At 43.0% G+C, this 22,225-nt stretch carries 20 protein-coding genes and 2 pseudogenes; 5 read left to right on the forward strand and 17 right to left on the reverse strand.

Annotation, left to right across the window (positions count from 1 at the left end; genetic code table 11):
- Nucleotides 1-64: 64 nt before the first annotated feature.
- The 6 genes from RXX31_RS15475 to RXX31_RS15500 form a co-directional block, all read right to left on the reverse strand.
- The gene (locus RXX31_RS15475; RefSeq protein WP_258498251.1) at nucleotides 65-568 is read right to left on the reverse strand and encodes a hypothetical protein; all 504 of its coding nucleotides are present in this window, start codon (nucleotides 566-568) and stop codon (nucleotides 65-67) included.
- Nucleotides 569-718: 150 nt separating this feature from the next.
- Nucleotides 719-1,303: a hypothetical protein gene (locus tag RXX31_RS15480; RefSeq protein ID WP_317590452.1), complete on the reverse strand. Its 585-nt coding sequence runs from the start codon at nucleotides 1,301-1,303 to the stop codon at nucleotides 719-721.
- 93 nt (nucleotides 1,304-1,396) lie between these two features.
- The gene (locus RXX31_RS15485) at nucleotides 1,397-1,855 is read right to left on the reverse strand and encodes a hypothetical protein (protein WP_317590454.1); all 459 of its coding nucleotides are present in this window, start codon (nucleotides 1,853-1,855) and stop codon (nucleotides 1,397-1,399) included.
- Between the two features lie 246 nt (nucleotides 1,856-2,101).
- Nucleotides 2,102-2,515 (reverse strand): hypothetical protein, encoded by a 414-nt coding sequence (locus RXX31_RS15490; protein ID WP_258498245.1) that lies wholly within the window; start codon nucleotides 2,513-2,515, stop codon nucleotides 2,102-2,104.
- Nucleotides 2,516-2,613: 98 nt separating this feature from the next.
- Entirely contained in the window at nucleotides 2,614-3,117 is a 504-nt protein-coding gene (locus RXX31_RS15495; RefSeq protein WP_258498243.1) for a hypothetical protein, read from the reverse strand.
- Between the two features lie 232 nt (nucleotides 3,118-3,349).
- The gene (locus RXX31_RS15500; RefSeq protein ID WP_317590455.1) at nucleotides 3,350-4,528 is read right to left on the reverse strand and encodes a HEPN domain-containing protein; all 1,179 of its coding nucleotides are present in this window, start codon (nucleotides 4,526-4,528) and stop codon (nucleotides 3,350-3,352) included.
- Nucleotides 4,529-6,863: 2,335 nt separating this feature from the next.
- Between RXX31_RS15500 and RXX31_RS15505 the strand changes: the two genes are divergently transcribed.
- The gene (locus tag RXX31_RS15505; RefSeq protein ID WP_317590458.1) at nucleotides 6,864-7,250 is read left to right on the forward strand and encodes a transcriptional regulator; all 387 of its coding nucleotides are present in this window, start codon (nucleotides 6,864-6,866) and stop codon (nucleotides 7,248-7,250) included.
- Between the two features lie 79 nt (nucleotides 7,251-7,329).
- Here the strand turns inward: RXX31_RS15505 and RXX31_RS15510 are convergent, their stop codons facing one another.
- Both RXX31_RS15510 and RXX31_RS15515 read right to left on the reverse strand, forming a co-directional pair.
- On the reverse strand, nucleotides 7,330-7,530 hold the full coding sequence (locus RXX31_RS15510) for a type II toxin-antitoxin system PrlF family antitoxin (RefSeq protein ID WP_317590460.1): 201 nt from the start codon (nucleotides 7,528-7,530) through the stop codon (nucleotides 7,330-7,332).
- Between the two features lie 296 nt (nucleotides 7,531-7,826).
- Entirely contained in the window at nucleotides 7,827-10,163 is a 2,337-nt protein-coding gene (locus RXX31_RS15515; protein WP_317590461.1) for a TOTE conflict system archaeo-eukaryotic primase domain-containing protein, read from the reverse strand.
- Between the two features lie 168 nt (nucleotides 10,164-10,331).
- Between RXX31_RS15515 and RXX31_RS15520 the strand changes: the two genes are divergently transcribed.
- The 4 genes from RXX31_RS15520 (at nucleotide 10,332) to RXX31_RS15535 (ending at nucleotide 14,582) form a co-directional block, all read left to right on the forward strand.
- A complete protein-coding gene (locus RXX31_RS15520) occupies nucleotides 10,332-11,276 on the forward strand; it encodes a competence protein CoiA family protein (RefSeq protein WP_317590462.1) in 945 nt (314 codons plus the stop codon).
- A 432-nt stretch (nucleotides 11,277-11,708) separates the two neighbouring features.
- The gene (locus RXX31_RS15525; RefSeq protein ID WP_317590463.1) at nucleotides 11,709-12,494 is read left to right on the forward strand and encodes a metallophosphoesterase; all 786 of its coding nucleotides are present in this window, start codon (nucleotides 11,709-11,711) and stop codon (nucleotides 12,492-12,494) included.
- Between the two features lie 218 nt (nucleotides 12,495-12,712).
- Nucleotides 12,713-13,762 (forward strand): type IV toxin-antitoxin system AbiEi family antitoxin, encoded by a 1,050-nt coding sequence (locus tag RXX31_RS15530; RefSeq protein WP_317590464.1) that lies wholly within the window; start codon nucleotides 12,713-12,715, stop codon nucleotides 13,760-13,762.
- Nucleotides 13,737-14,582: a nucleotidyl transferase AbiEii/AbiGii toxin family protein gene (locus RXX31_RS15535; RefSeq protein WP_317590465.1), complete on the forward strand. Its 846-nt coding sequence runs from the start codon at nucleotides 13,737-13,739 to the stop codon at nucleotides 14,580-14,582. The genes RXX31_RS15530 and RXX31_RS15535 overlap by 26 nt, the downstream gene beginning before the upstream one ends.
- A gap of 473 nt (nucleotides 14,583-15,055) precedes the next feature.
- Here RXX31_RS15535 and RXX31_RS15540 read toward each other — a convergent pair whose 3' ends face one another.
- From RXX31_RS15540 to agaR, 9 genes and pseudogenes are all read right to left on the reverse strand, one after another.
- Nucleotides 15,056-15,910: a tagatose bisphosphate family class II aldolase gene (locus RXX31_RS15540; protein WP_317590466.1), complete on the reverse strand. Its 855-nt coding sequence runs from the start codon at nucleotides 15,908-15,910 to the stop codon at nucleotides 15,056-15,058.
- Nucleotides 15,901-17,090, reverse strand: a pseudogene (nagA, locus tag RXX31_RS15545) (N-acetylglucosamine-6-phosphate deacetylase). Before nagA ends, RXX31_RS15540 begins: the two are co-directional and overlap by 10 nt.
- Complete coding sequence (agaF, locus tag RXX31_RS15550; RefSeq protein ID WP_317590468.1) at nucleotides 17,080-17,520, reverse strand: PTS galactosamine/N-acetylgalactosamine transporter subunit IIA; 441 nt, start codon at nucleotides 17,518-17,520, stop codon at nucleotides 17,080-17,082. Before agaF ends, nagA begins: the two are co-directional and overlap by 11 nt.
- A gap of 58 nt (nucleotides 17,521-17,578) precedes the next feature.
- Nucleotides 17,579-18,469: a PTS N-acetylgalactosamine transporter subunit IID gene (agaE, locus tag RXX31_RS15555; protein ID WP_317590470.1), complete on the reverse strand. Its 891-nt coding sequence runs from the start codon at nucleotides 18,467-18,469 to the stop codon at nucleotides 17,579-17,581.
- Entirely contained in the window at nucleotides 18,459-19,238 is a 780-nt protein-coding gene (gene agaW / locus RXX31_RS15560; protein ID WP_317590472.1) for a PTS N-acetylgalactosamine transporter subunit IIC, read from the reverse strand. Before agaW ends, agaE begins: the two co-directional genes overlap by 11 nt.
- A gap of 18 nt (nucleotides 19,239-19,256) precedes the next feature.
- A complete protein-coding gene (agaV, locus tag RXX31_RS15565) occupies nucleotides 19,257-19,730 on the reverse strand; it encodes a PTS N-acetylgalactosamine transporter subunit IIB (RefSeq protein ID WP_317590473.1) in 474 nt (157 codons plus the stop codon).
- 12 nt (nucleotides 19,731-19,742) lie between these two features.
- On the reverse strand, nucleotides 19,743-20,906 hold the full coding sequence (locus tag RXX31_RS15570; RefSeq protein WP_317590474.1) for an SIS domain-containing protein: 1,164 nt from the start codon (nucleotides 20,904-20,906) through the stop codon (nucleotides 19,743-19,745).
- A pseudogene (locus RXX31_RS15575) lies at nucleotides 20,903-21,043 on the reverse strand (tagatose-bisphosphate aldolase); the annotation flags it as partial. The gene RXX31_RS15570 and the pseudogene RXX31_RS15575, both read right to left, overlap by 4 nt.
- Nucleotides 21,044-21,372: 329 nt before the next feature.
- The gene (agaR, locus tag RXX31_RS15580) at nucleotides 21,373-22,140 is read right to left on the reverse strand and encodes a transcriptional repressor AgaR (protein WP_317590475.1); all 768 of its coding nucleotides are present in this window, start codon (nucleotides 22,138-22,140) and stop codon (nucleotides 21,373-21,375) included.
- Nucleotides 22,141-22,225: the final 85 nt, after the last annotated feature.

Genomic DNA, 22,225 nt, shown 5'->3' on the forward strand with positions numbered 1-22,225 from the left:
TTCTTAGCTCATAAGGCTTAGAGCTAGCTGTTCAGATAAGAAAAAGTACCTGAAACCTTAAATGTTATACACCTTTTATCAGCGCTTTCCAGTCCACATACTTACCGATGTTGGTTAGATTACTTTGGTCAATATAACGTGACTTGAGGTATCGTTGACAAAGAGAAACATATTCTAAAACTGCTTGATAAACCTGATCACTATCCGCCGAACGGGGAAAACTTATCTCAGGCACTAACTTATGAGTCACATACTTAAATTGCTTTCTACGTGATTTTACAAAACGTTTCTTATCATCCTGCCAATATGAACCACGTATTTGATTGCCCATGATATGTATCTCTATGTACCCAATAACCTCATTAAAGTCCCATGCCCCACCGTATGTATCACATAGGTGTGCTCTAAAACGATTAAACCAATGAGGGTCTTTGATAGCGTACTCTCTTTTAAACTGCTCATCTGGTCCACCAAATATCGACTTTTCTATAAATAACTCTCGTTGAGTGTAATACTTTCGTTTTTCGATTCGATAGACTGGGAGAGTTACAATATTAATAGATTTCAAGCCAATACCTCTATAAATTGAGCCGTTGGTGCATAACGCTAAGCTAAGTGACTACAAACGCCCCACTAAACGTAAAATTACCACCGTAGATACATAAAGCCAATCTGAACTAAAACCGCCACGCGTTTGCAGTCCGACTTAAGCGACGTGTTATATTGTGGCTTCGTAGTTCTTTTTAACCATTTCTAGTATGCGCTTTAGATACCTAGAAAAGATTTTGTCCCACTCTGAAATTAAAGTTGAAGCATCTGCATCATGATATAGAAAACCGCTTTCATGATTGGCGGAGTAACCTTTCAATTTGCCCTGTCGAAGAGCATGACGGTCTAAAATAAAGCTATGTTCTTTGACTTGTCTACCACCGCGATTTGCGCCATGAGCAGCAAAACTGTTTCGAATATCAAAGATTGTACAGCCTTGAATTTCGCTTAATTCAAACTCTATCCCCATTTTTCTAAGAAGAACTAACATGGCTTGCTGCTGCATATAAACAGCATTAAGGACACCATAGAAGTACAAATACAACTCACCAAAAGATAGCGACTGATTTCGCTCGAAGAACGAATGTTTTGCTAATTGGGTGTCTTCTAATAGGTAAAAACTGTCAATGATTGAGTTGTAAGCGTCACTCGTAGCCACAGATACTATGGGATATAGCTCTTCATCATGGTCAACATTACAAGAATGGTCAGAGATAATCTCCCGAGTCAAAGCTATTATTTCATCAATTTCCAAACGCTGAACTCCAAAAACAATATAAGGCCCAGTTAAAGGGTGAAGCACGCAATGACCAAGCCACCGCATTGCACTTCAACATTGAACAATTTGTTAGGCACTATTTGCCCTCATGTTGAATTCGTCAGCTAAGAAATTGGCATTCTTTATATACTGACGTGCTGTTGCAGTGGTTATATCTGAGTCAGTCGCATGTACCGCCTTATTACGCAATAAACGTAGCTCTTGATGAGCGGTTTGGAATGCGTCGATATCTAAATTTCGTTCTCTTGCGAGTTTGAACAGACCTTGATGAGAAATATCCTGAGGAAATCCGTTGGCAATACAAAAGGCACTAGTTGCCTTTTGCACTTTCAGCCATGCTTCCAAAACTGCAGCCCTAGGTGATGTTTCAGCTAAGTCTTCAAGAGCCACAGATGTCCCTGCAGTATCAACCCCCACCTTAACTTCCTCACTTTGTTCAAACGAGACTAATTTTTCTAATCGTTCTTGGAATTCTGCTTCTATTTCACCGTACTTAAACTTAGATACGCGCCCAAGTAACTTCCCCATAGGCTCTTTCAAGATCAGTATGCATAGGAGCACTGTTATTGGCCATGCAAGGGAATCGATTATTGATGCTACAAATTCGAGTGTCTTCATATAACTATTTTTCTACGTACTGCTCTGCTGGTGCCTAACGTTAAGCTAAGTGGCTGCAAACACCACCATCCCTCAAATAACCACCGTAATCACATTAGCCAACTTGAACCAAAACTGCCACAGGTTTGCAGTCCGACTTGAGCGCCTTGTTATGTGTTAATTCCATTCGTTGATATAGTCGATTGCAAATTCTATATATGCTATTAACTCTTCAACGCATTGAGGGAAATAATACTCAGCATCATCAGGGTGTAAGTTGTCTTTAGGCAATAATGTGTATTCAATTTCATCGTTGAACAAAGGGTAAAGATTATGAGTAAGGTAGTTCCGACGAACCAGTATAAACGCCAAAACTTCACTAAGCTCCTCAGTGACTAATTCATGTTCTTTACAGCTCCCAACAAGTTGACCTAACATAGCTCGGCTAAGGTTGTATCGCACTTTAATACTACTCGCGAGAACAATTGACTTTAATGCCGATTCCAACTTTCCAGACATCAATAACAATCGCCCCAAGCTTTCACAGAAACGCTCACTTTTGAGTAACTCATCATAAAACTCTAAAGACATTTCTGGATTACTCCTTTACACATGGACAGTTAAGGGGTGAACAACCCAATACCGAAGCCGCTGCATACCGCCTTAAACAAAGGAACTACGTTCAGTTTCTAACTGCCTGTGTACATTTTCCTTATGTTCTCTGGCCATTTACTTGTGTCTTTACCAAAGATAGATACCATTTCACCATACTCTTTACTTTTCTCGTTTTTTTCTCCAATGGCAAGAAGCCTTTCATATTCGGCATAATGAAAGGTGCTTAATGAATGGAAGGAAAGTTTATCTTTCTCATTTTTCTCCCGTTTAGCACATAGCTCAAGCTTGGAGTAAAGCCTGTGTAATCCCAAGTTTTCAAATGCTTGTTGGATTTCTTGGCATGTATGAGCAAAACAAGTCTTGTTATAGATGGAGATTTTAGGGATCAGCATTTCTGTACAATACTCATTAAGCTCATCGTATCGTCCAGCTTTCTGAAAGTAGGGGATAACCTTTATCAGCGCCGCTTCATCAGGCTCGCATTGTGTGTATACCTCATTCAATACCTCAATAGCTTTGTTAAAATCCTTGTCCCTTGCAAATGCGCTTGCTCTTTTAACTAATGTGTGTGTATCCATACAGTCCTCTAGTACGAAGTGGGCCTGAACCCTATTTGTAGCTCATCGAAAAGTTTGAATGGTAATCAACTAAACACATAATGAAACATTAGCTAAATTGGGTCAAACAGGGATAACTCAAGATGTTGCGAGCAACAGTTCTAAGAAGAAAAGGGGCAGAAACCAGTTAGTGCAAATCTTGCAACAACTGATCACTAAGCTCGTTGATGGCACTGTTCAGTTTGTGAATATTTTATGTTCTGCAATATGCGCTTATCTTCTTCTCAAACTCTCTAACTAGCCCTTTGGGTACTCGAAGGTTAACCGTATCAGGTTGTTCTACCTTGTATATCCCTCGATAGTTGAGAGCGCATACTCTTAAAATCTCAAACAATGATTCAATTGGGTCGATACCGTGTTCATCAACAAATTTAGGGTATTTGCCGTGATTTGAAAATATTGATATTTCTCCATGTACAAACTTACTCCTCAATTCGTAAATAGTTTTTATTTTTGATTCGATACCTACGATATCACTGGCGTCTCTACTCACTCCGCCAACTATAGAAGCCTTGTTACTTCTTTCTGTACCGTACAGTGCATCTAAAGCAATAAATTGGTTCAGGAACCTCTCTCGTTTATCATGAGTCCACCCATGGGCGATAAAAGAGAGCGCAGATTTCATTCTCTTAGTGGGAGAAGAAAAAATCTTCTTTAGATTGCCAACAACTTCGTTACTCAGGTTTATTTCATAAACAGAAGGTAGGTTAGATCTTATTTGGCAAGTGGTAATACTCGTAGAATCAAAAGAATTTATTCTGCAATCAACTGTATCTTGATTGATTCTCAAAGGAGCATCGATAGTCGCGCATAGTGCACCAAACAAACTGTCTAGCTCTTCGACAGCTTCATTTATTGAACGTGCATAAACCAAAACAGCAGAACTATCAGGCAGTCGCTTATACCTCCCGATAGGATCACCGCGTAAATTTCTATCATCCAGTGCTTCTAAAGGGAAGTTTATTCCAGTTCGCGTTCTCATATCGTCAAGTAGGCCTTCTATTTGACCTGAACCATAAATACATAAGTTATTAGTGAGCCTATGCACCCCGTCTGTATTAGCATACCGAATATTGTAGACGTATGGTTTAAGAGCTTTTTGAGAGTCGATGTAGTCTACAAACAAAGCACTTAGATTATTGCGATGCTGTTGTGAGAATATGGTACTTACTGGTTTATCCAGACTAGTTAACGATAAAAAATCCGCATCAATAGTATTAAACGCATACGAGCAGAATTTTAGAAGTATCTCCTTTGCACTCTGGATATTACTGATACCTAATTCACGCCCTAACTCTTGAATCAGTCTGCTAGCACATTTGTTTACATCTTCATCATTATATTTAAGCCAGAAAATGATATCTCCAGCCATGGGCTTACCTATCTGAATAGATGGAACTCCATCCTTAGGACAGTAAAAGAAAGCGTTAGACAAATCGGCAGTTATGCTGCTAGCGAATGAAGTATCCAATGGTTAGCCCCTATAAATTACCATCAACATTATAGACGTGTTATTGCATAGTAAGAGATTTAGGGGAATTGAGTCAAAGAAGAACAACTATTAGCGTACGAGTACTCGCTACCACATAATTTCTGGAGGTTTTCTGGCACTTTTCCTCAACCGCCAGCCATGAGGAAAAGTAGTGTGTTTCCAGTGACACGATCTACCACTGAGTAAATTCGTTAACAAGGAAAGGGGCAGAAACGAGTTATAGTTGGTGCTCAAAATCTGTGATCAAAATCGTGCACTTCGGATAAGTTGAATTGGATAAAACCAAGTAAACGAGTCTAACCGAAGCATGTCTATAAAGTCGGTGGCTATTCAGATATCGTTGTTTCTCTTGACTTCTCGATCATGAAAGCGGCGTCGTCTGGTATTGTTGTTTTCCTTGACCTCTAAGATAGATTTTTGAACCTTCCCCAACGATGTTTATGATCGGTCAAAGGTTACGTGATCGAAAAATGTCACATTTTCCATTACTATCAGTGAGTTAATAACCATTTGCAGTACTTTGGCATCGTTGTTCTTCTATTCTATCTAACCACTCACGTATCTCGTTCTGCTCGCTCCTGCACCAGGGCTTTATGGAGAGGATCGCTCATAGACCACAGAAAATTTCTTCTTGAGATCGCACGTAGACCAGGATCCTTTTTAAGAAATAATAATTTAAATACAACAGGTTATGATTACATCCATCTAGAAGAGGATCACCCCTAGACCATAGAAATTTGTTTTTAGAGATCGCTCGTGGACCTTAGGGGGCTGAATCGAAAAGAGTTCGATGAGAGTAGGACATCGTTGTTTCTCATGACCTCTCGATCATGAAAGTGGCGTCAACTGGTATCGTTGTTTTCCTTGACCTCTAAGATGGATTTTTGAACCTTCCCCAACGATGTTTATGATCGGTCAAAGGTTACGTCATCGCAATACATCACAATATCCATTATTATCAGTGAGTTAATGACCATTTACAGTACTTTTATATCGTTATTCTTCTATTCTATCTAACTACTCACGTATAGCGTTCTGCTCGCTGCTGCACCTCGGATTTTATGGAGAGGATCGCTCATAGACCACAGAAAATTGTTTCTTGAGATCGCTCGTAGACCAATAGCATTTAAAGAAACAACGAAGTAAATACAATAGTTTATAGCCACATCCATCTAGAAGATGAGCACCCCTAGACCATAGAAATTTGTTTTTTAGAGATCGCTCGTGGACCTTAGGGGGCTGAATCGAAAAGAGTTCGATGAGAGTAGGACATCGTTGTTTCTCTTGACCTCTCGATCATGAAAGTGGCGTCCTCTGGTATCGTTGTTTTCCTTGACCTCTAAGATAGATTTTTGAATCGTTACCCAACGATGTTTATGATCGGTCAAAGGTTACGTGATCGTAAACATCATAATTTCCATTATTATCAGTCAGTTAATGATGGTTTATAGTACTTTGGTATCGTTATTCTTCTATTCTATCTAACCACTCACGTATCTCGTTCTGCTCGCTCCTGCACCTGGGCTTTTATGGAGAGGATCGCTCATAGACCACAGAAAATTGTTTCTTGAGATCGCACGTAGACCAAAAGCCTTTAAAGAAATAATAAAGTAAATACAATAGTTTATAGCTATATCCATCTAGAATAGGATCACTCCTAGACCATAGCAATTTGCTTTTAGAGATCGCTCGTAGACCTTAGGTCGCTGAATCGAAAGGGATTCGATGAGAATAGGGCATCGTTGTTTCTCTTGACCTCTCGATCATGAAAGTGGCGTCCTCTGGTATCGTTGTTTTCCTTGATCTCTAAGATAGATTTTTGAATCGTTACCCAACGATGTTTATGATCGGTCAAAGGTTACGTGATCGTAAAATATCATAATTTCCATTACTATCAGTTAGTTAATGAGAGTTTATAGTACTTTGGTATCGTTGTTCTTCTATTCTATCTAACCACTCACGCATCTCGTTCTGCTCGCTCCTGCACCTGGCTTTTATGGAGAGGATCGCTCATAGACCACAGAAAATTGTTTCTTGAGATCGCTCGTAGACCTTAGGTCGCTGAATCGAAAGGGGTTCGATGAGAATAGTCTCTTGACCTTTTACTCGTGAAAGGGGCGTCAATTAGCATAGCGAATATAACTATCCACTTTTTCTTTCAGAACAGCGTCGTATACACTAGGATTCTATTACTTCGTTCTGAGAAGGATGACTCATGAAAGCTCGCATTGGGGTTACATCGGAAGATCTCATTCGTAGGCACATGATTAATGTGGCCGCAGGCAACATTAATCATAGCAAGCATCTCCCCACTTTTTGGTTCACGTCACTAAATGAAGCTTCAAAGCTACTATCTAATGATAATATCGAACTAATGCTTCTGATCAGTAGAGAAAAGCCTGAAAGCCTAGCTGAGCTTGCGGAGATTAGCGATCATCATATCCGCGAACTCTCACGAACACTCGACGACTTATCATCAAAAGGATTCATCCAGTTCGAGGAAAAAGGCAGCGCTTGCCGCCCTATTGCTGTATTTACTGACTTTGAGATTATTCTCGGCAAGGAATTAGAGAATACCCTGCAAGAAAGCTATCATGCATGATACCCATCACTCGTTACTGCGGCGCATGCCGCTTACATAGCACAGCTTTATGCTGTGCAGGTTCAAGTGAAGACTGTTTTTAATACTTACCGTCGAGATCAACTTGATAGCCACCGATTATCTCATCCAGTTCTTCTGTGAGGGCTTCAGTTACTTCAACTAGCTTTTCAGGGTTGTTAGAAATGTCGTGATCAAGCAAGTCAAGAAACCCATTTAGCGCAATGTCACTATCATTTGAGTCGGCTTGCTCACTATCACTTCTTTTAGCCTTATGCGTCATATAAACCTCATTCATAAATATGCCTACCCGTAGTTACGGTAGCACAATGACATTCTCACTAGTCTCAGCGATGTCGCTCTAATCAAAAAATCTTAACTAGAAACAATAAAAGAAAACAATTTCAGACAGTTAAAGTCAACTAAGATTTAGACACTAAAAGTTAGTGTCTAAATCTTAGTGCTGAAAAATAAAACAACACTTCCAGTCATTACCTGTACAGAAGTTACACTTCAAGTAACTTCTGTAGAGTACTTAACGTTTATCGATACCTGTTAGATATCGAGGTAAAACCAAGACTAAATCAATTGCTCTTGGATTATTGATTCTGATGAAAAGCCAAGTGCCCGATACCCTTTTTCTCGTTTATTGAACATCCTGAGCAGCATTGGAATTTTTGCATCAACATAGTCGATCACTTTCACCTCCTCTTTTCCTTTGTAATCGCGTTGTATTCGCCCTACATATTGGATTAACGATCCTTTCCAAGACACAGGCAACGCCAATATCAAAGTGTCTAGACGTGGAAGGTCAAAACCCTCACCTACAAAACGTCCTGTGGCAACAATGACTTGTGTACTGTCTAGCTTCGACATTACCTCAGCTTGCTGCTTTTTCTTCATCGAACCCACTAATATTTGGTGTGTGATCCCCACATCATTAAGCAAACCTGCAATGATATTGGCGTGCTCTCTCCGCTCGGTTAACACGATCGGAACTCGGCCATTAGAGACTTCCTTTTGAATTCCCTCGACAATAGTGGCGTTACGTATAGGGTGAAGCATTAACCAACGATAAATCTCAGAAATATGAGGTTTAGGTTCGTTCGAAGATAAATGTAAAGGCACTTCTAGGTTCAGCTCTCGGCGGTCTAATACCTGAGCAAACTGATTGTTTCGGTCTGACTTTATGGTATGCCTTACTTTACCAGCTTGCATAAATATTATCGGTTGATGCCCATCTCGCCTTTCAAGTGTTGCACTAACCCCAACGACATACTTAGCATGCGCTTCAGATAACACCTGTTCGTATTGAGGTGCAGAAAGGTGGTGGCATTCATCCACAATGATTTGACCATATTCTTTCACCAACGAATGCACACTATTGTCGCTCTTATTTATCAAACTTTGATAAGTCGCGATATCAACTTGTCCTGTTGGTTTCTTCTTGGTTCCTGTATACACGCCGATATCGATACCCTGGGTGAAAGCTTTTAAACGCTCTTGCCACTGGTCAACAAGCTGCTTGTTATGCACCAAGATAAGAGTATTGACTCCTCGCCTTTGTATTAAACCAATTGCTGTTACCGTTTTGCCAAAGGCAGTAGGAGCATGAAGTACACCGATGTCATGCTGCATTAGCACATCAATCGCTTTACTTTGCGCTGAGCGCAAAGAGCCAACAAATGTCATGTCTGCTAGCGTCTGACCAACAAAACGATTATCCGTTACTTGGAGAGCAATACCTAATTCTGAGCAAATAGCCTTTAAGTCATCCCAACAGCCCCTTGGCAAGCACAAGTAACCACTGTCTAATTCCGCCAAGCATATAAAACGTGCAATTCCGTTGGTAGATAAACGCAGCCCTTGGGCTTTGAAAAACTTAGGATTCGAAAAGGATGCCAATTTCTTAAACTGGGCGATTAAAGGATTCGGAACTTGGCTTATCGGTAAGTACAATCGGTTAGCAAAAACGATGTCCAGCACCTTAGGTTTGTCTGGGATGGAAACTCTAGTGTTCAATGTTCGTTCCCAGGGCTTAATTGATACACCGTCCTCGGCATCATTTCGATGCTCCACTCTGCTTTCGAGAAGTAATTCTATTTTCTCAATAGATAGTCGTCCCATCGACGCTAGCACCTCCCATTGATCAGAGTATGGTGTAAAGGACTGATCAACAAACACCGAGTTTCCGTTTGCACGAGCTTGTTTTTGTAACGGCAAAGCAATCAGATTCCCAATTCCCCCGATAGGTAGCACGTCTTGGTTGGGGAATAGGCGGTCATAGGAATCAAATGACAAAGCGCCATGAATTTTCATGGCTTCATCAAGTAAATAGAACCCTAATTGTCGAGCCACTTTTGCGTCAGTCGCTTGTGCAAAGAAAATCCATACATGCGCCCCCTGACCTGAACGAGACCTCTCTAATAAACAATCGATACCTTTTACTTTACACACTTCGACATATGCAAGAGAGGCTTCTCGCCAATCACTTTTGTCAAAATCAACCGCGAGTAGCCAACAGGTGTTGTTCGCTAGCATAGGGTACAAACCAACAACTTCTTTACCAGTAAGGTGGGTATACACAGCGGCATCATCTAACGGCTTGAATGCTTGATTGGGGCACTCCAAACACTTTACTTTAGGTTTGCCACATACACCTTGATGCCACTCGTTTTCGCAAGCGATTGCATAACTACTTCTGCCTTGTTGATTCTGCCACCTATGTGCATAGCATTGAGTATTGCCTTTAAAATAACTCTGATAGATAGACAGTTTTTGTTGAGGTGACATTTCACATGCAGGTGCCTTGTTAATCGCTTCCTGCGTCAATAGACGCTGCTTCTGCTGTTCAAGTTGAGCAAGCTCCTTTTTCAGCTCATGAATCTTTTGTTCAATTATCTCAAGCTCATCCATATATAGCCCCGACTATTACATCACTTTCATGCAGTTAATAATCGATTGTATAAAAGACAATACGAAAACAAAGGCACAGTTCATAACCTATTTAACATATTTATAAAGCATTCTTGCCTAAAATCAGTACATACCGTCACTAAATTGAGAGTTATTAACGTTTTGATGATGCTGCAACATGTACCTTTCGGCTTAAGAACCCAAGATCAGACATTCGTGGATGTCGCAGATGTTGTGCGAGGGAAAAATTGCGGCTGTATATGCCCTTCTTGCCACACACCACTGATTGCGAGACAAGGTGAAGAAAAGCAATGGCACTTTGCTCATGCGAGCCGCAAGGTTGAAGGAACTGATAAAGAGTGTGATTTTTCTTTTTTTGTTTCTGTTCGCATGATGGCGAGACAAGTGATAGAAACAGGTATATCTATTATTCTTCCTGAGTACAGGAGTTCCCTCACAAAACAAGCGAAGGGAAAGTGCTTCAAAGAAGATTTTTTGGTTGCTAAGTCATCCACCATCTTACTTGATAACGTCGATAAAGAAGCTTCATTTGAGAAATGTGTTGTAGACGTCATGGGCAGAGTAGGTGAGTTCACCTTTGTTATTTATTTCACCCACCCAAACCGTCCACTTCCAAGTGAATTGCTCATTCCACATAACAGGCAATGCGGTATACTCGAAATCAAGCTAGATGATACACATCACCTATTTACACGTGATAAAGTCTCAGGGATTCGGCAACTAGACAGACTGAAAGATTACCTTCAACACGATGTCGAATCTAAAGTGTGGGTATTTCACCCACGCTACGCTCAATCGGAGCAAGAAGCGACTGAGCGATTATCCTTAAAAGCATCTCAGTACACTCCGCCCCCTACTCCGAGTTTTCATAATGACCAACATCGTAATCGCAATCCAAGGAGTTTCGAGCTTCATCGTTCCGACTCATGGCTGCCAGCAACGAAAGCCAACCAGTCAACGCAAATGCCAACGCGTTCAGCTCAATTTGAGTGCATCATGTGTCAATGCCATTGGCAAGTTACACTACCTAGTAAACCAATCTGCCCTAAATGCCATAGCCACCTATACGCTAGCGAGATCTCATCAAGATAAGAACCCCATCAAGCGTTCATTTTATTCTTCTGTTCATTTTTTATGAACAGAAGAATAAAATGAACACCACCTAATGATATTCCTAGCTTTTGTTTCTAAAGACTCAAACTCTGAAAACGGCTAATGAGTAGTTAAAGTTTCATAAACAAACTTACATCCAAATTATGAGCAGGAAAGGTATCATTAGAGGTGACAACTCCTCCCTATCGATCACCAATGGAATTCCTATTTTGTGTGCTCTGGAACAAATACACGCATACCATAAATCAATTTCATCTCAAAAAATGCAAATAATGAGATGATGAAATTAATTTGAAGCGTGATGATTGGCTATTTTTCATCCTCGGCGCGTATAGGAATAGCTAACTCTTAATTAGTAGGAGGTATACTGTACGCAAAGGACACATTTTCAAACTCAGCCAGGTGGATACATTGAAATTTTACGCGGTATCTGATTTGCACTTAGATTTACACGGCATCCATCGAAGCTTCTGGCATAACTTCGATAATGACGCAGTTTTGATTATTGCAGGTGACACTGCAAATGCACTCAATGGCATTGCGTATGTAAAAAATGTTCTTTGCTCTTACTTTAGAGCCGTTGTCCTCGTTGCAGGAAATCACGAGTGGTACAGTAGTAAAAGTAAATCTTACCGTTCTGGCTATCTGCGCAAACAAGTTTCAATAAGTTTCTCAGACAGTATTAATAATCAAGCATATTCCCCTATAGCAAAGCTTAAGACGCACAGTGACACAACTGCGAACTTGTTTTTTCTGGATAATGAACCAATTGATTTAGATGGATATACCATTTATGGAGGCACTCTTTGGTTTCCTATCCACACATACTCACCTGCTCTGATAGATGCGTACTCAGAACTGATGAATGATACAAAGTACATCAGCAATCAAATAATTGAAGATCAGCACAAGGCATTCATTAACAACTTTCCAGAGAAAGTTGATATAGCAATATCTCATCACCTTCCAACAAAAGAAGCTTTTGCTGTCGAGAAAAATGCCAGCAGCGATTATGCTCCGTACTACCATGCTAGTTTAAGCGACGAACTGATATCTAAAGCACGATACTGGATTGCTGGTCATCAACACGATCCCGTAGAAAAGATCATTGCTGGCAGCACCACTTTCATTTGCAATCCAAAAGGCTCTATCCCACTCAAGTCAGGAGGCTTGAAGATCAAGGCATACTACCTTTAAGGAAAGTTCATACTTTTATTTGATTTATGGAAGCCTTTGGCTTTCTCCTCCCAACCATTTTTTGTTCATTAGTTTATTACGTTCATTTAATTTGAACGATATATAAAAATGAACATCCATGTTCACTTTTATCTTACGTTCATTTAAAATGAACGCTATAGAAAAGTGAACAGTATTCCACTACATTTATAGCTAACGTAGGAGTTAGGAGAAAATGGATGAATAGTCACACCTATTACAATGCAGAAGAAGAGCTTCTTGAAGGTGCATATTCACTACTAAAAGATGAATACCACGTACCAGTCTCCAGTTTAGACATCATCCATAACTCTAGCCATGGCACAGTTGGCAAGGTTAGCTATCAATGGTCAAAAGAGCCACTCTTTGTTCATTGTTTAACTCAAAAAACACCTTTAACTGTCGTGCAGATAGCCGACTATAAAAACCAATCTCCATCACCTTGCAAATATGTTTTTCTAACTGATCATGTAAACCCAGCTCTAGCTCAACGACTAAAAGAGGCTAAAATCCAGTTCATAGATCACAGTGGAAATGCATACCTTGACCAAGGTAAATTCTTTATTTTTGTCAAAGGCAACAAACAAAAAACTCGTAACGTACTGAAAGAAAAGCAAGTATTAGGAAAAGCATTTGGAAAGAAAGGCTTACAAGTCATATATGTTTTGCTAACCAAACCCGAAGCTATAACGTTGCCTTATCGAGAGTTAGCCAAAACCTCAAATGTATCCCTTGGTACTATTGGAGATGTCATGCTGGATTTAGATAATCAGGGCTACATTGACAAGAACAGAAAAACGCTTCTAAACGGAAAAAGCCTTATGCAGAGATGGGCTAAAGAGTATGGCTATCTCCTAGTAAAAAACGCACCTAACATCCAGTACACAACTGACAATATCGATTGGTGTACCAATGAGCTGCTTAATCAATGCAACGCATTGTTAGGTGGAGATGCAGCAGCTGATCGATACACCCACTTTCTAAGCTCAAATAAAGCGCGAGTTTATATATCCAAAGAAAACGCCAAGTTACTACTACGTTATGGTCGCTTAAAGCAGATTCGTGAAGATGAGCACTCCTCAGTAAAAATAGAGATTATAGAGCCTTTTACCGAATTAGATGTCTTAAAAGGTCCTGTCGGAAATTTAGTGAACCCTTTAATTGTTTATGCAGAACTACTAGCGTCAGACGACGTGAGAAACCTTGAGGTTGCAGAGAAGCTATATGACCAATACCTACGTCAAAATTAATAAAAAGTTCCCCAAAGGCCTTACTGAACTCTATGCTGATGTAAACAGTGAAGCACAAAAACTAGCTATCCCTTATATGATCGTAGGGGCAATGGCTCGTGACCTAGTGCTCGTCCATGGATTTGACGCAAAGATCGAACGAGGAACTAGAGATGTAGACTTTGGGATCTGCGTGGAATCTTGGGATCTATTCAATAATCTGGCTACCAACTTGATTGCCATAGGCTTCATTCAAGATGAACACGTAAGTCATCGGTTTCATAGACAATGCAGTGACGGCATGACATGGGAACTGGATATCGTTCCATTTGGTGAAATAGCAAATGACAATAATATTGCTTGGCCTCCGAAAGGAGACTTCGTTATGAATGTTCTGGGGTTTCAAGAAGCGTTGGACAGTTCATGGCAAGTTCTAGTGCAAGATGATCCTGAGTTGGTTCTGCCTGTTTGTGCTCCAGCGGGCATAGCGATCTTAAAGTTAATTGCCTGGCTAGATAGAGACAGCGACAAACGAAAAAAAGATGCCACTGACCTGTTATATCTTATTAGCACCTATAGCAAGATACCTTCAGTCTATGATGCTCTCTACGAAGAAGGTTTCATGGATGCACAAGATTATGATGAGTTAAAAGCCTGTGCTTGTAAACTTGGTGCCGATATCGCTGTTATAGCTTCAGGGCCAACTAAAAAGTTTCTACAAGAGGAGCTATTTAAAAAAGAAGCATTGATGGATGTGCTTAGCAGGGAGATGAAAAACAACTCGAAATTCACGTATGAGGAATCATCTGCTTTTCTTAACTTGCTTGCACAAGCACTCTAAAATCAGCTACGTTAGGATTACTCATTGTGCAGTTCACTAGCCGCCTTGGTTAGAACATTTTGCTCTATCGACAGCGCCTAAAAAATACAAAAACGCATAAGTGGACGCGGGTTCAGTTCCTTTTTAAGTAGGAAACTGATGTAACATTTGATGCAACACCAAATTGGTAACATCGATATAAGTTACTGAATTTATGAAAGTCGAGAAACCATTTCAACTCCCGCCAGCTCCACCAAACGTTTGGAAAGGCCACCTTCGGGTGGCCTTTTTTGTATCTAAAAGCTTCATAATTCAGATAGTTAACTTACTTCTCTGTCTTATTCTGTCTCATATCTACTCACGTTTTTAGTACCCAATGATTTATCCTCTTATTGAATCTAGGGTATTTTGGGAGACTCAAATAGGTAAATAAATGGCAATACGTGTAGTTAGAATGACAGGCAATAAAAGTACCTTTAGTAAACGGCAAGTTTTCATAATCTTCCTTCACTTCCACACATATAAATCTTATCCATCACGACCTGTTTCATTGCCGCTTTGCCCGGCGTGATGTATTTACGTGGATCGTTAGCATCTGGGTTTTCAGAGAAATGCTGTTTAACGGCATTCGAAAACGCGATTTTCAGCTCTGTCGCCACATTCACTTTGCATACACCCAGCTCAATACAACGACGCACCATCTCATCCGGTACGCCTGACGCTCCATGCAGTACCAATGGAATATCGACCACTGCGAGGATCTGCTCTAGGCGAGCAAAATCCAGTCTAGGTTCTGCTTTGTACAGGCCGTGCGCGGTACCGATCGCGACTGCCAGTGAGTCGATACCAGTGCGGCGAACGAATTCAGCCGCAGAGGCTGGGTCTGTCATCAACGCATCTGCGCTATCGACAATCAGATCATCTTCCTGACCACCAAGGCGACCAAGCTCGGCTTCAACGCTGGCATCGTATCGGCTGCAGTATTCGACCACAGAGCGAACAATCTCGATGTTCTGCTCGAACGCATGGTGAGAACCATCAATCATCACCGAGCGGATACCGTGTTCGACTTTATTGCGAATGTCTTGCAAGTCTTCATGGTGGTCAAGGTGCAGTACTAATGGAGTTGAGTGTTTGTGCGCCGCTTCTTTACAAATGCTGACTAGGTAGTCGATACCAGCGTAGTCGTACGTTCCCGGTGTGCCAGCCAAGATAACGGGTGAACCCAATTCAGAGGCGGTTTCGACGATGACTTGCACTGTCTCAAGGTTATGAACATTAAATGCCGGTACAGCGTAGCCGCCTTGTTGAGCACGTTTAAGCATTTCACGAGAAGAAATTAGATACATAAAGCCTCCTGACTGGATACTGCGTCGTGGTCGAATACTAGACGTCCGTTAACCCAATCTTTGCAATTGAGAAATCTGAGTGAATCGCCACCATAGAAGCGCGTTTGCCCACTTCCAGAGTGCCGAGTTGATGTTGTAAATTGAGTGATTGCACGGGAGTTAAAGAAGCCATCAACCACGCTTGCTCAAGCGGTAAATTGAGCCAGTTCTGAATATTGACGACGGAGTTGAGCAAAGTCAGAGTGCTGCCCGCAAGGCTACCAGTATCGGTAGTGACCACGCCGTCTTTCATTTCTACGGTGTACTCACCAAGGGTATATTGACCATCAGGCATACCTGCTGCGCACATAGCATCAGTAATCAAGGTCATGCGTGATCCGCTGCAGCGATGGGCAATATCAATCGCGCAAGGGTGCACATGATGACCATCGGCGATCATCTCGATGTAGCTGTTGGGATGACACAAGCCAGCGCCCACTACGCCTGGATCTCGGTGGTGGAGTCCACGCATGCCGTTATAGCAATGCACGATGCCACTCGCGCCCGCATCGAGTGCCTGCTGAACTTGGTCATAGCTGGCATCGGTATGCCCCAGCATGACTTTGATGCCTTGCTTTTTTAAGTAGCGAATTGCATCTAGAGCGCCCTGTTTTTCTGGTGCAAGTGCGAATGTGATCAGCTGGTTATCGCTGTATGAAATCCACTGTTCTAACTCTTCAACAGACAGTTCTCTAAACCATTCGGTTGGATGAGCTCCGCGATTTTTCTCGGTGAAATAAGGCCCTTCCAAATACGCACCAAGAATTTCAGCACCTTGCACGCCGCATTGCTTGCTTTTGGCGACTTGATGTAACGCTGCGCGAATTTTACTGACCGGAGCCGTCACGGTTGTCGCAACAAAAGCGGTAACGCCTTGGCTGGCAAAAAAGCGAGACATGGTGTCTAAGCTGCTGTGCTCTGCATCCATCACATCACAGCCTTTTGCGCCGTGCACATGGGTGTCAATTAGACCTGGCATCAGGCTGACTTGGCCTAAATCGGTAGTGTTGTCGTGTTGCTGTTGGTCAAAAGGTTCAATGGCGTCAATGATGCCATCAACAACGGTGACCACGGCGTCGTCTAGCCAATGCTCGCCGTGCAACACTCTTTGGGCTCGGTAGCGGTGAGTATCAGATACCATCATGTTCTTCCGCTGTGGTTGTTTTGTCTTTCAACGCCATTTCAGCGGCAAGTGAGGTAATGCCGCGATGACCACATTCAATTGCTTGGTCACGAAATTCGATAAGCTTGAGCTCGTCGCGTTCTAACAACATTTCGGCGGTCATTTGTAGATTGGTGCCTGTTACGACCTGAATATCATCGCGCTGTTGGCTGAGCAGCGATGCGGTACGAAAAGGCGTGCCGCCGAGCAAGTCAGTGAGAAAAACAATACCTTCACCTGAGTCGATCTCTTGGATCGCTTGGCGCATCTGCGCTTCAAGTTGCTGCGTGGTGGATGCTTCAGGAAAGTCTAACGCGATGAATTGTTGTTGTTCGCCAATCACTTGGTGAATCGCTTTCTCAATGCCCGATGCAAACCCACCGTGACCAGAAAGAATAACTGCAATCATGTTTCTGTCCTTACAGGGGCTGACTTAACAGCCCCAATACTGCATGTGGAAATAAGAGTTATAGGAAGCCCATAAAGCGACCAGCAACACCAAGAACAACCGTAATACCGATAAGCTTGAGAGGGCTCCAGCCACGTTTAACAAGGGCATACATCGTAAGGGTGTATACCAGTGGCAGAAACGCTGGCATCAACTTATCGATAACATCGCCCTGCAGCTTCACCACGGCGTCGCCTGCGGTAATTTCAGCGGTTGTTGACAGGCGTACGTAAGTCGCAACCAATGCCCCAATCACCGTCATACCGACCATAGAGGCCGCATGCCCAACTTTCTTGGTGTTGGCTTTGATGACAGGGATCGCAGCAACCCCCATACGGTAGGCATAGTGAGCAAGACCAAAGCGCAAACCAAAGTGCACCACGTTAAACAATACGAAGAAGAACACCGCGCCCATGATGGAACCTTGCAGCGCTAAGTCTGCGCCGATACCACCACAAATCGGCAATAGCGTGAGCCAGAACATGGCGTCGCCGATACCGCCCATTGGTGCACCTACGGCAATCTTGGTGCTTTGAATACTGTTGATGTTTTGTTTTGAACGCTCCATCGCCAGTACGATGCCCATGACAAATGTCACCAAAAATGGGTGGGTGTTGAAGAAACCCATATGGCCTTGCATCGCTTTGGACAGGTCAGCTTTATTGGTGTGGATCTTTTTCAGCGCAGGGATCAGGCCGTATAACCAACCCGATGCCTGCATACGTTCGTAGTTGAAAGACGCTTGTAACAGCAGTGAGCGCCACGCCATACGGTTGATGTCGGCTTTGGTTAACTCAGCACCAATCTCTTTATTCTCGTACTCGTCAGGAGACACTCCAGGTGCAGGTTGCACATCAGTAGTTTGGCCACGGAGGTCGAGTTCGTTACTTACACTTACATTAGATTCCATCTTCAAAGTCCTCTACTGATGCTGTCATTGCTGGGGTTGGTTCTGATTTGCGCATAAAGTCGATGATCGCCATCGCGGTGGCTGCGGCAGCAATCGCTAGGATTGGTAGTTGTATCCACGCCGCTGCGACAAAACCAAGAATGAAATAAGGGATGTAAGCGTTCTTCATCATGATTTTCATCAGCACTGCAAAACCAATCGCTGGCATGATGCCACCGGCGACGCCTAAGCCGTCGATGAGGTCTTTTGGCAGAACTTCCACGATTTTGCCAGCATGCTCTGCACCTAGGTAGATAGGTAAAAATGCGCATAAGAAGTAGAACGCCCCTAGTACTGCAAGCGCCATATAGTTGACACGTTCGATACCGTCGGTGTCGGCGGTTTGCGCGTACTCATCACATTTAGACATCACCGCTGACATCGCTGAGAAGAGTAGCGTAATACCCATCTGAACTGCGACAGCGAATGGCACCGCGACACCAACCGCGACATTTGGCTCTACTTTGGTTGTGATGGCGAAGGCTGTGCCGACGATCGTACCGATGATGACATTTGGCGGTTGCGCACCCGCTAGAGGGGCGAGCCCCATCCAGATCAGTTCTAGAGTACCGCCGACCAAAATACCGGTTTGTAAGTCGCCTAAAATGAGGCCGACAAGAGGGCCGAGTACAACCGGACGGTGGAAGTGGGTGAGACCGTTAAATAAATCTAGGCCGGCCAAGAAGGCTAAAATGCCGAGCATCAACGCCTGAAATAGTCCTATTTCCATAATTGGTGTCCTTAATATTTAGATAAGAGTAAAGAGGTCTGTTGCGCTTTCAGTGGGCACACCTTGGATAGTGCAGGTCACTCCACGCGCTTTTAATTGTTCAAATTCCGCCAGGTCTACAGCATCCACTGAAACCGTTTTGGAGATTTGTTTTTTTCCTTCCACGTAGTGCATGTTACCTACGTTGATATTGCTAATTGGTACGCCACCTTCCACCAATTGACGGAAGTCTTTTGGCGTGCGGCATACCAACAGAATGCGTTGGCGATCAGCGGCTTTATGAATGGTGTCGATGGTTTTCTGCACCGTCCAAAAGCGGATTGCGATACCGTCTGCGAGTACCATTTCCATCAGGTTTTGCTGAATGGAATCTTCAGCTACCTCGTCGTTAACGACGACGATAATGTTGGCGTTGGCAAAACCTACCCATTGCACACCTACTTGTCCGTGAACAAGGCGTTCATCAATGCGACTTAAAACGATATTTGGCATGGTTTATTCCTTTTAAAATGAGTAATTGAATGGGTAGATAGTGACACCCTGCACCACACGGTTAACTTCACCTGTCGGGCACGGGTTATCCGGCCCCAATCCCAACTGGAGCGACTTTTCAAACGCCAACATTTGGCAGAACAGAATGAATGGGAAGCAGAGCCATTGGTCACTTAAACCAAACTGACCAAGTTCAAAAACCGCGTCTTCACTCATAGCAAATTCGCTGATCGCCACGTGTGCGAGCGTTTGGTTGTCACGACGAATCTCATCAAACAGATCCAAATCGTATTGACGGGTGTAGCTGTCACTGGAAAGCAGCTGGATCACGAGTGTCTGCTCGTTGATGGAGAACTTAGGCCCATGACGAAAACCCAAAGACGAGTCGAAGGTTGTCATCACCTTGCCTGCGCTCAGCTCCAAAGATTTCAGAGAGGCTTCACGGGCAAGTCCGGCAAAACCGCCGCTGCCCAATACCACCAAACGGTGGTAAGGCAGAGCCGCAAGGGATTTGATACTTGCTTGCCACTGGTCAATTTTGGCTTCACATAATGTGGCGGTAGCGCTGATTTGGCGTTGCCACTGCTGCGGAGTTCCACCACCAAGCAGCGTCAACGTCGACATCAACATGCAACTGAAGCTTGAGGTCATGGCAAAGCTTTTATCGTTTGAGCCTTCCGGCATCAGCAGGCAGTACGCATTCTTGGCGTTTTCTGCGTAGCGAGAGAGCTCACCGTCGCCGTTACAGGTCAAAAATAGGTGGTAGCAATCTTCGACCAATTGATCGGCCAGCGCGACCGCGGCAACACTTTCTGGGCTGTTACCCGAACGAGCATAGGAGACTAAAAGCGTCGGGCGGCTCGGGTCTAAATATTGCTCTGGGTTCGATACCAAATCGGTGGTCGGAATCGACTCTACTTGGAAGCGTAACCCCGCTTGGATAAAAGGTGCTGCGGCATCTCCGACAAAAGCGGATGTACCTGCGCCGGTTAGGATGATGCGCAGATCTTCGCGAGCGAGTAATGGGTCAATGAATGCGCTTAACTGGTTGTAGCTTTGTTCGAGAATCGTCGCGAGAGCACGCCATAAACGAGGTTGGTGGCTGATTTCTTGCGCGGTGTGAATACCGTTGTACTGTTCTAACCAAGAGCGTTCGTAGCCTAAAAAAGCAGTCATTGAATAGTCTCCTTTTGCGCCACTGCGTTGGAATAACAGGCTTTGGAATACACCTCAGTGACTTCCATGATCTTGTGCATCACAATTTCAGCGGGCAGATTTTGAATTTTATGTTGAGAGATAGCCTTAGCTTGATTGGTATTAAAACAGCTGTCAGAAAGTGAAGTTTAAAGCGAGTTCACATTCGCTTGCCTTTCGGTTTAAGCCAAAAAAGCCTTTCGTTTGGAAGGAAGTGAAAGGTAAAACTTTCACTCAAAAACGAAGACTCTGTGCCGAAATCGAGGTAAATAAAGGCTGTCTATATTTCACAGTGAAAGCTGCAAGCAAGTAGTTGAAAAAGATAGGGTTTCGAAGTTAAAACTGCGTGATTTCACAGTTTTTATATTAGGGTAAATTATTGATTGACCGAATGAAACATGAAAAAAGTGGAAACGGGAACAATAAATGAATAGGTTGTCACTCCAACCTATTCAACAATATGTACTTCTACGCCGAGAGAAGAGAGTTCTGCCACATAGTCTTGTGGAATTCCGCTATCAGTAATCAGCATATTGAGCTGCTCCGGACGAGCGATTAAGCAAAAGCTTTGCTGGTCGAACTTCGATGAATCGGTAATCGCAATAATACTTTGCGCGGCTTCAACCATTTGTCGGTTAATATCCGCTTCGCCTTGGTGCGGTGTTGTTACCCCCGTCAATTTGTTAAAGCCATCGACGCCTAAAAACAGTTTGTTAAAGCAAAAACCTGAGAGAAATGCTTCGCCACCTGCACCGTATAAGGAATAAGAGTTCTTCCTCATTAAACCGCCCGTTACCATCACCTCCACATTTTCCTGATTGGCAAGGTGGTAAGCGATGTTTATCCCGTTGGTCATCACGGTAATGTTGCTTTTGCCTTTCAGGTGGTAGGCAATTTGCTCTGTGGTTGAGCCAGAATCAAGGATGATCTTGTCGCCATCGTGGATCAAAGATGCGGCGTATTGCCCCAACTTCGCCTTGATATCGCTATTGAGCTGCTTTTTGTCGTTGAGCGGTTTTTCGAAAGCAAACTGAGAGTTTAACAGCGCGCCACCATAGCAACGAGTAACGCAGCCTTGTCGCTCTAATTGGTTAAGATCACTGCGGATGGTCACTTCTGATACGCCATATCGCTCAGCAAAATAGGACACCTCACCTTTCTGATGAGTTTGGATATATTGCAAAATTTCGTTTCTGCGTTGAGCGGTCGAGAGCATGGCGATAAATGTTCAAGAATTTGTAATGGCAACCTTAACCAAACACGATTCGAAGTCGAATCTTTTTGTCTGAGACTTAGGGGGA

Origin of the sequence: Vibrio sp. EA2 (assembly GCF_033042495.1) — a bacterium.
Classification (GTDB): Bacteria; Pseudomonadota; Gammaproteobacteria; order Enterobacterales; family Vibrionaceae; genus Vibrio.

Excerpts from the sequence above, each read along its gene's own strand:
- agaR (WP_317590475.1), bottom strand. The coding sequence starts at position 22,140 with ATGCTCTCGACCGCTCAACGCAGAAACGAAATTTTGCAATATATCCAA.
- RXX31_RS15485 (WP_317590454.1), bottom strand. The coding sequence starts at position 1,855 with ATGGGGAAGTTACTTGGGCGCGTATCTAAGTTTAAGTACGGTGAAATA.
- RXX31_RS15520 (WP_317590462.1), top strand. The coding sequence starts at position 10,332 with ATGCTGCAACATGTACCTTTCGGCTTAAGAACCCAAGATCAGACATTC.
- agaE (WP_317590470.1), bottom strand. The coding sequence starts at position 18,469 with ATGGAATCTAATGTAAGTGTAAGTAACGAACTCGACCTCCGTGGCCAA.
- RXX31_RS15535 (WP_317590465.1), top strand. The coding sequence starts at position 13,737 with ATGACCAATACCTACGTCAAAATTAATAAAAAGTTCCCCAAAGGCCTT.
- RXX31_RS15495 (WP_258498243.1), bottom strand. The coding sequence starts at position 3,117 with ATGGATACACACACATTAGTTAAAAGAGCAAGCGCATTTGCAAGGGAC.
- RXX31_RS15570 (WP_317590474.1), bottom strand. The coding sequence starts at position 20,906 with ATGACTGCTTTTTTAGGCTACGAACGCTCTTGGTTAGAACAGTACAAC.
- RXX31_RS15505 (WP_317590458.1), top strand. The coding sequence starts at position 6,864 with ATGAAAGCTCGCATTGGGGTTACATCGGAAGATCTCATTCGTAGGCAC.
- agaW (WP_317590472.1), bottom strand. The coding sequence starts at position 19,238 with ATGGAAATAGGACTATTTCAGGCGTTGATGCTCGGCATTTTAGCCTTC.
- agaF (WP_317590468.1), bottom strand. The coding sequence starts at position 17,520 with ATGATTGCAGTTATTCTTTCTGGTCACGGTGGGTTTGCATCGGGCATT.
- RXX31_RS15490 (WP_258498245.1), bottom strand. The coding sequence starts at position 2,515 with ATGTCTTTAGAGTTTTATGATGAGTTACTCAAAAGTGAGCGTTTCTGT.
- RXX31_RS15540 (WP_317590466.1), bottom strand. The coding sequence starts at position 15,910 with ATGTATCTAATTTCTTCTCGTGAAATGCTTAAACGTGCTCAACAAGGC.
- RXX31_RS15530 (WP_317590464.1), top strand. The coding sequence starts at position 12,713 with ATGAATAGTCACACCTATTACAATGCAGAAGAAGAGCTTCTTGAAGGT.
- RXX31_RS15500 (WP_317590455.1), bottom strand. The coding sequence starts at position 4,528 with ATGGCTGGAGATATCATTTTCTGGCTTAAATATAATGATGAAGATGTA.
- RXX31_RS15510 (WP_317590460.1), bottom strand. The coding sequence starts at position 7,530 with ATGACGCATAAGGCTAAAAGAAGTGATAGTGAGCAAGCCGACTCAAAT.
- agaV (WP_317590473.1), bottom strand. The coding sequence starts at position 19,730 with ATGCCAAATATCGTTTTAAGTCGCATTGATGAACGCCTTGTTCACGGA.
- RXX31_RS15515 (WP_317590461.1), bottom strand. The coding sequence starts at position 10,163 with ATGGATGAGCTTGAGATAATTGAACAAAAGATTCATGAGCTGAAAAAG.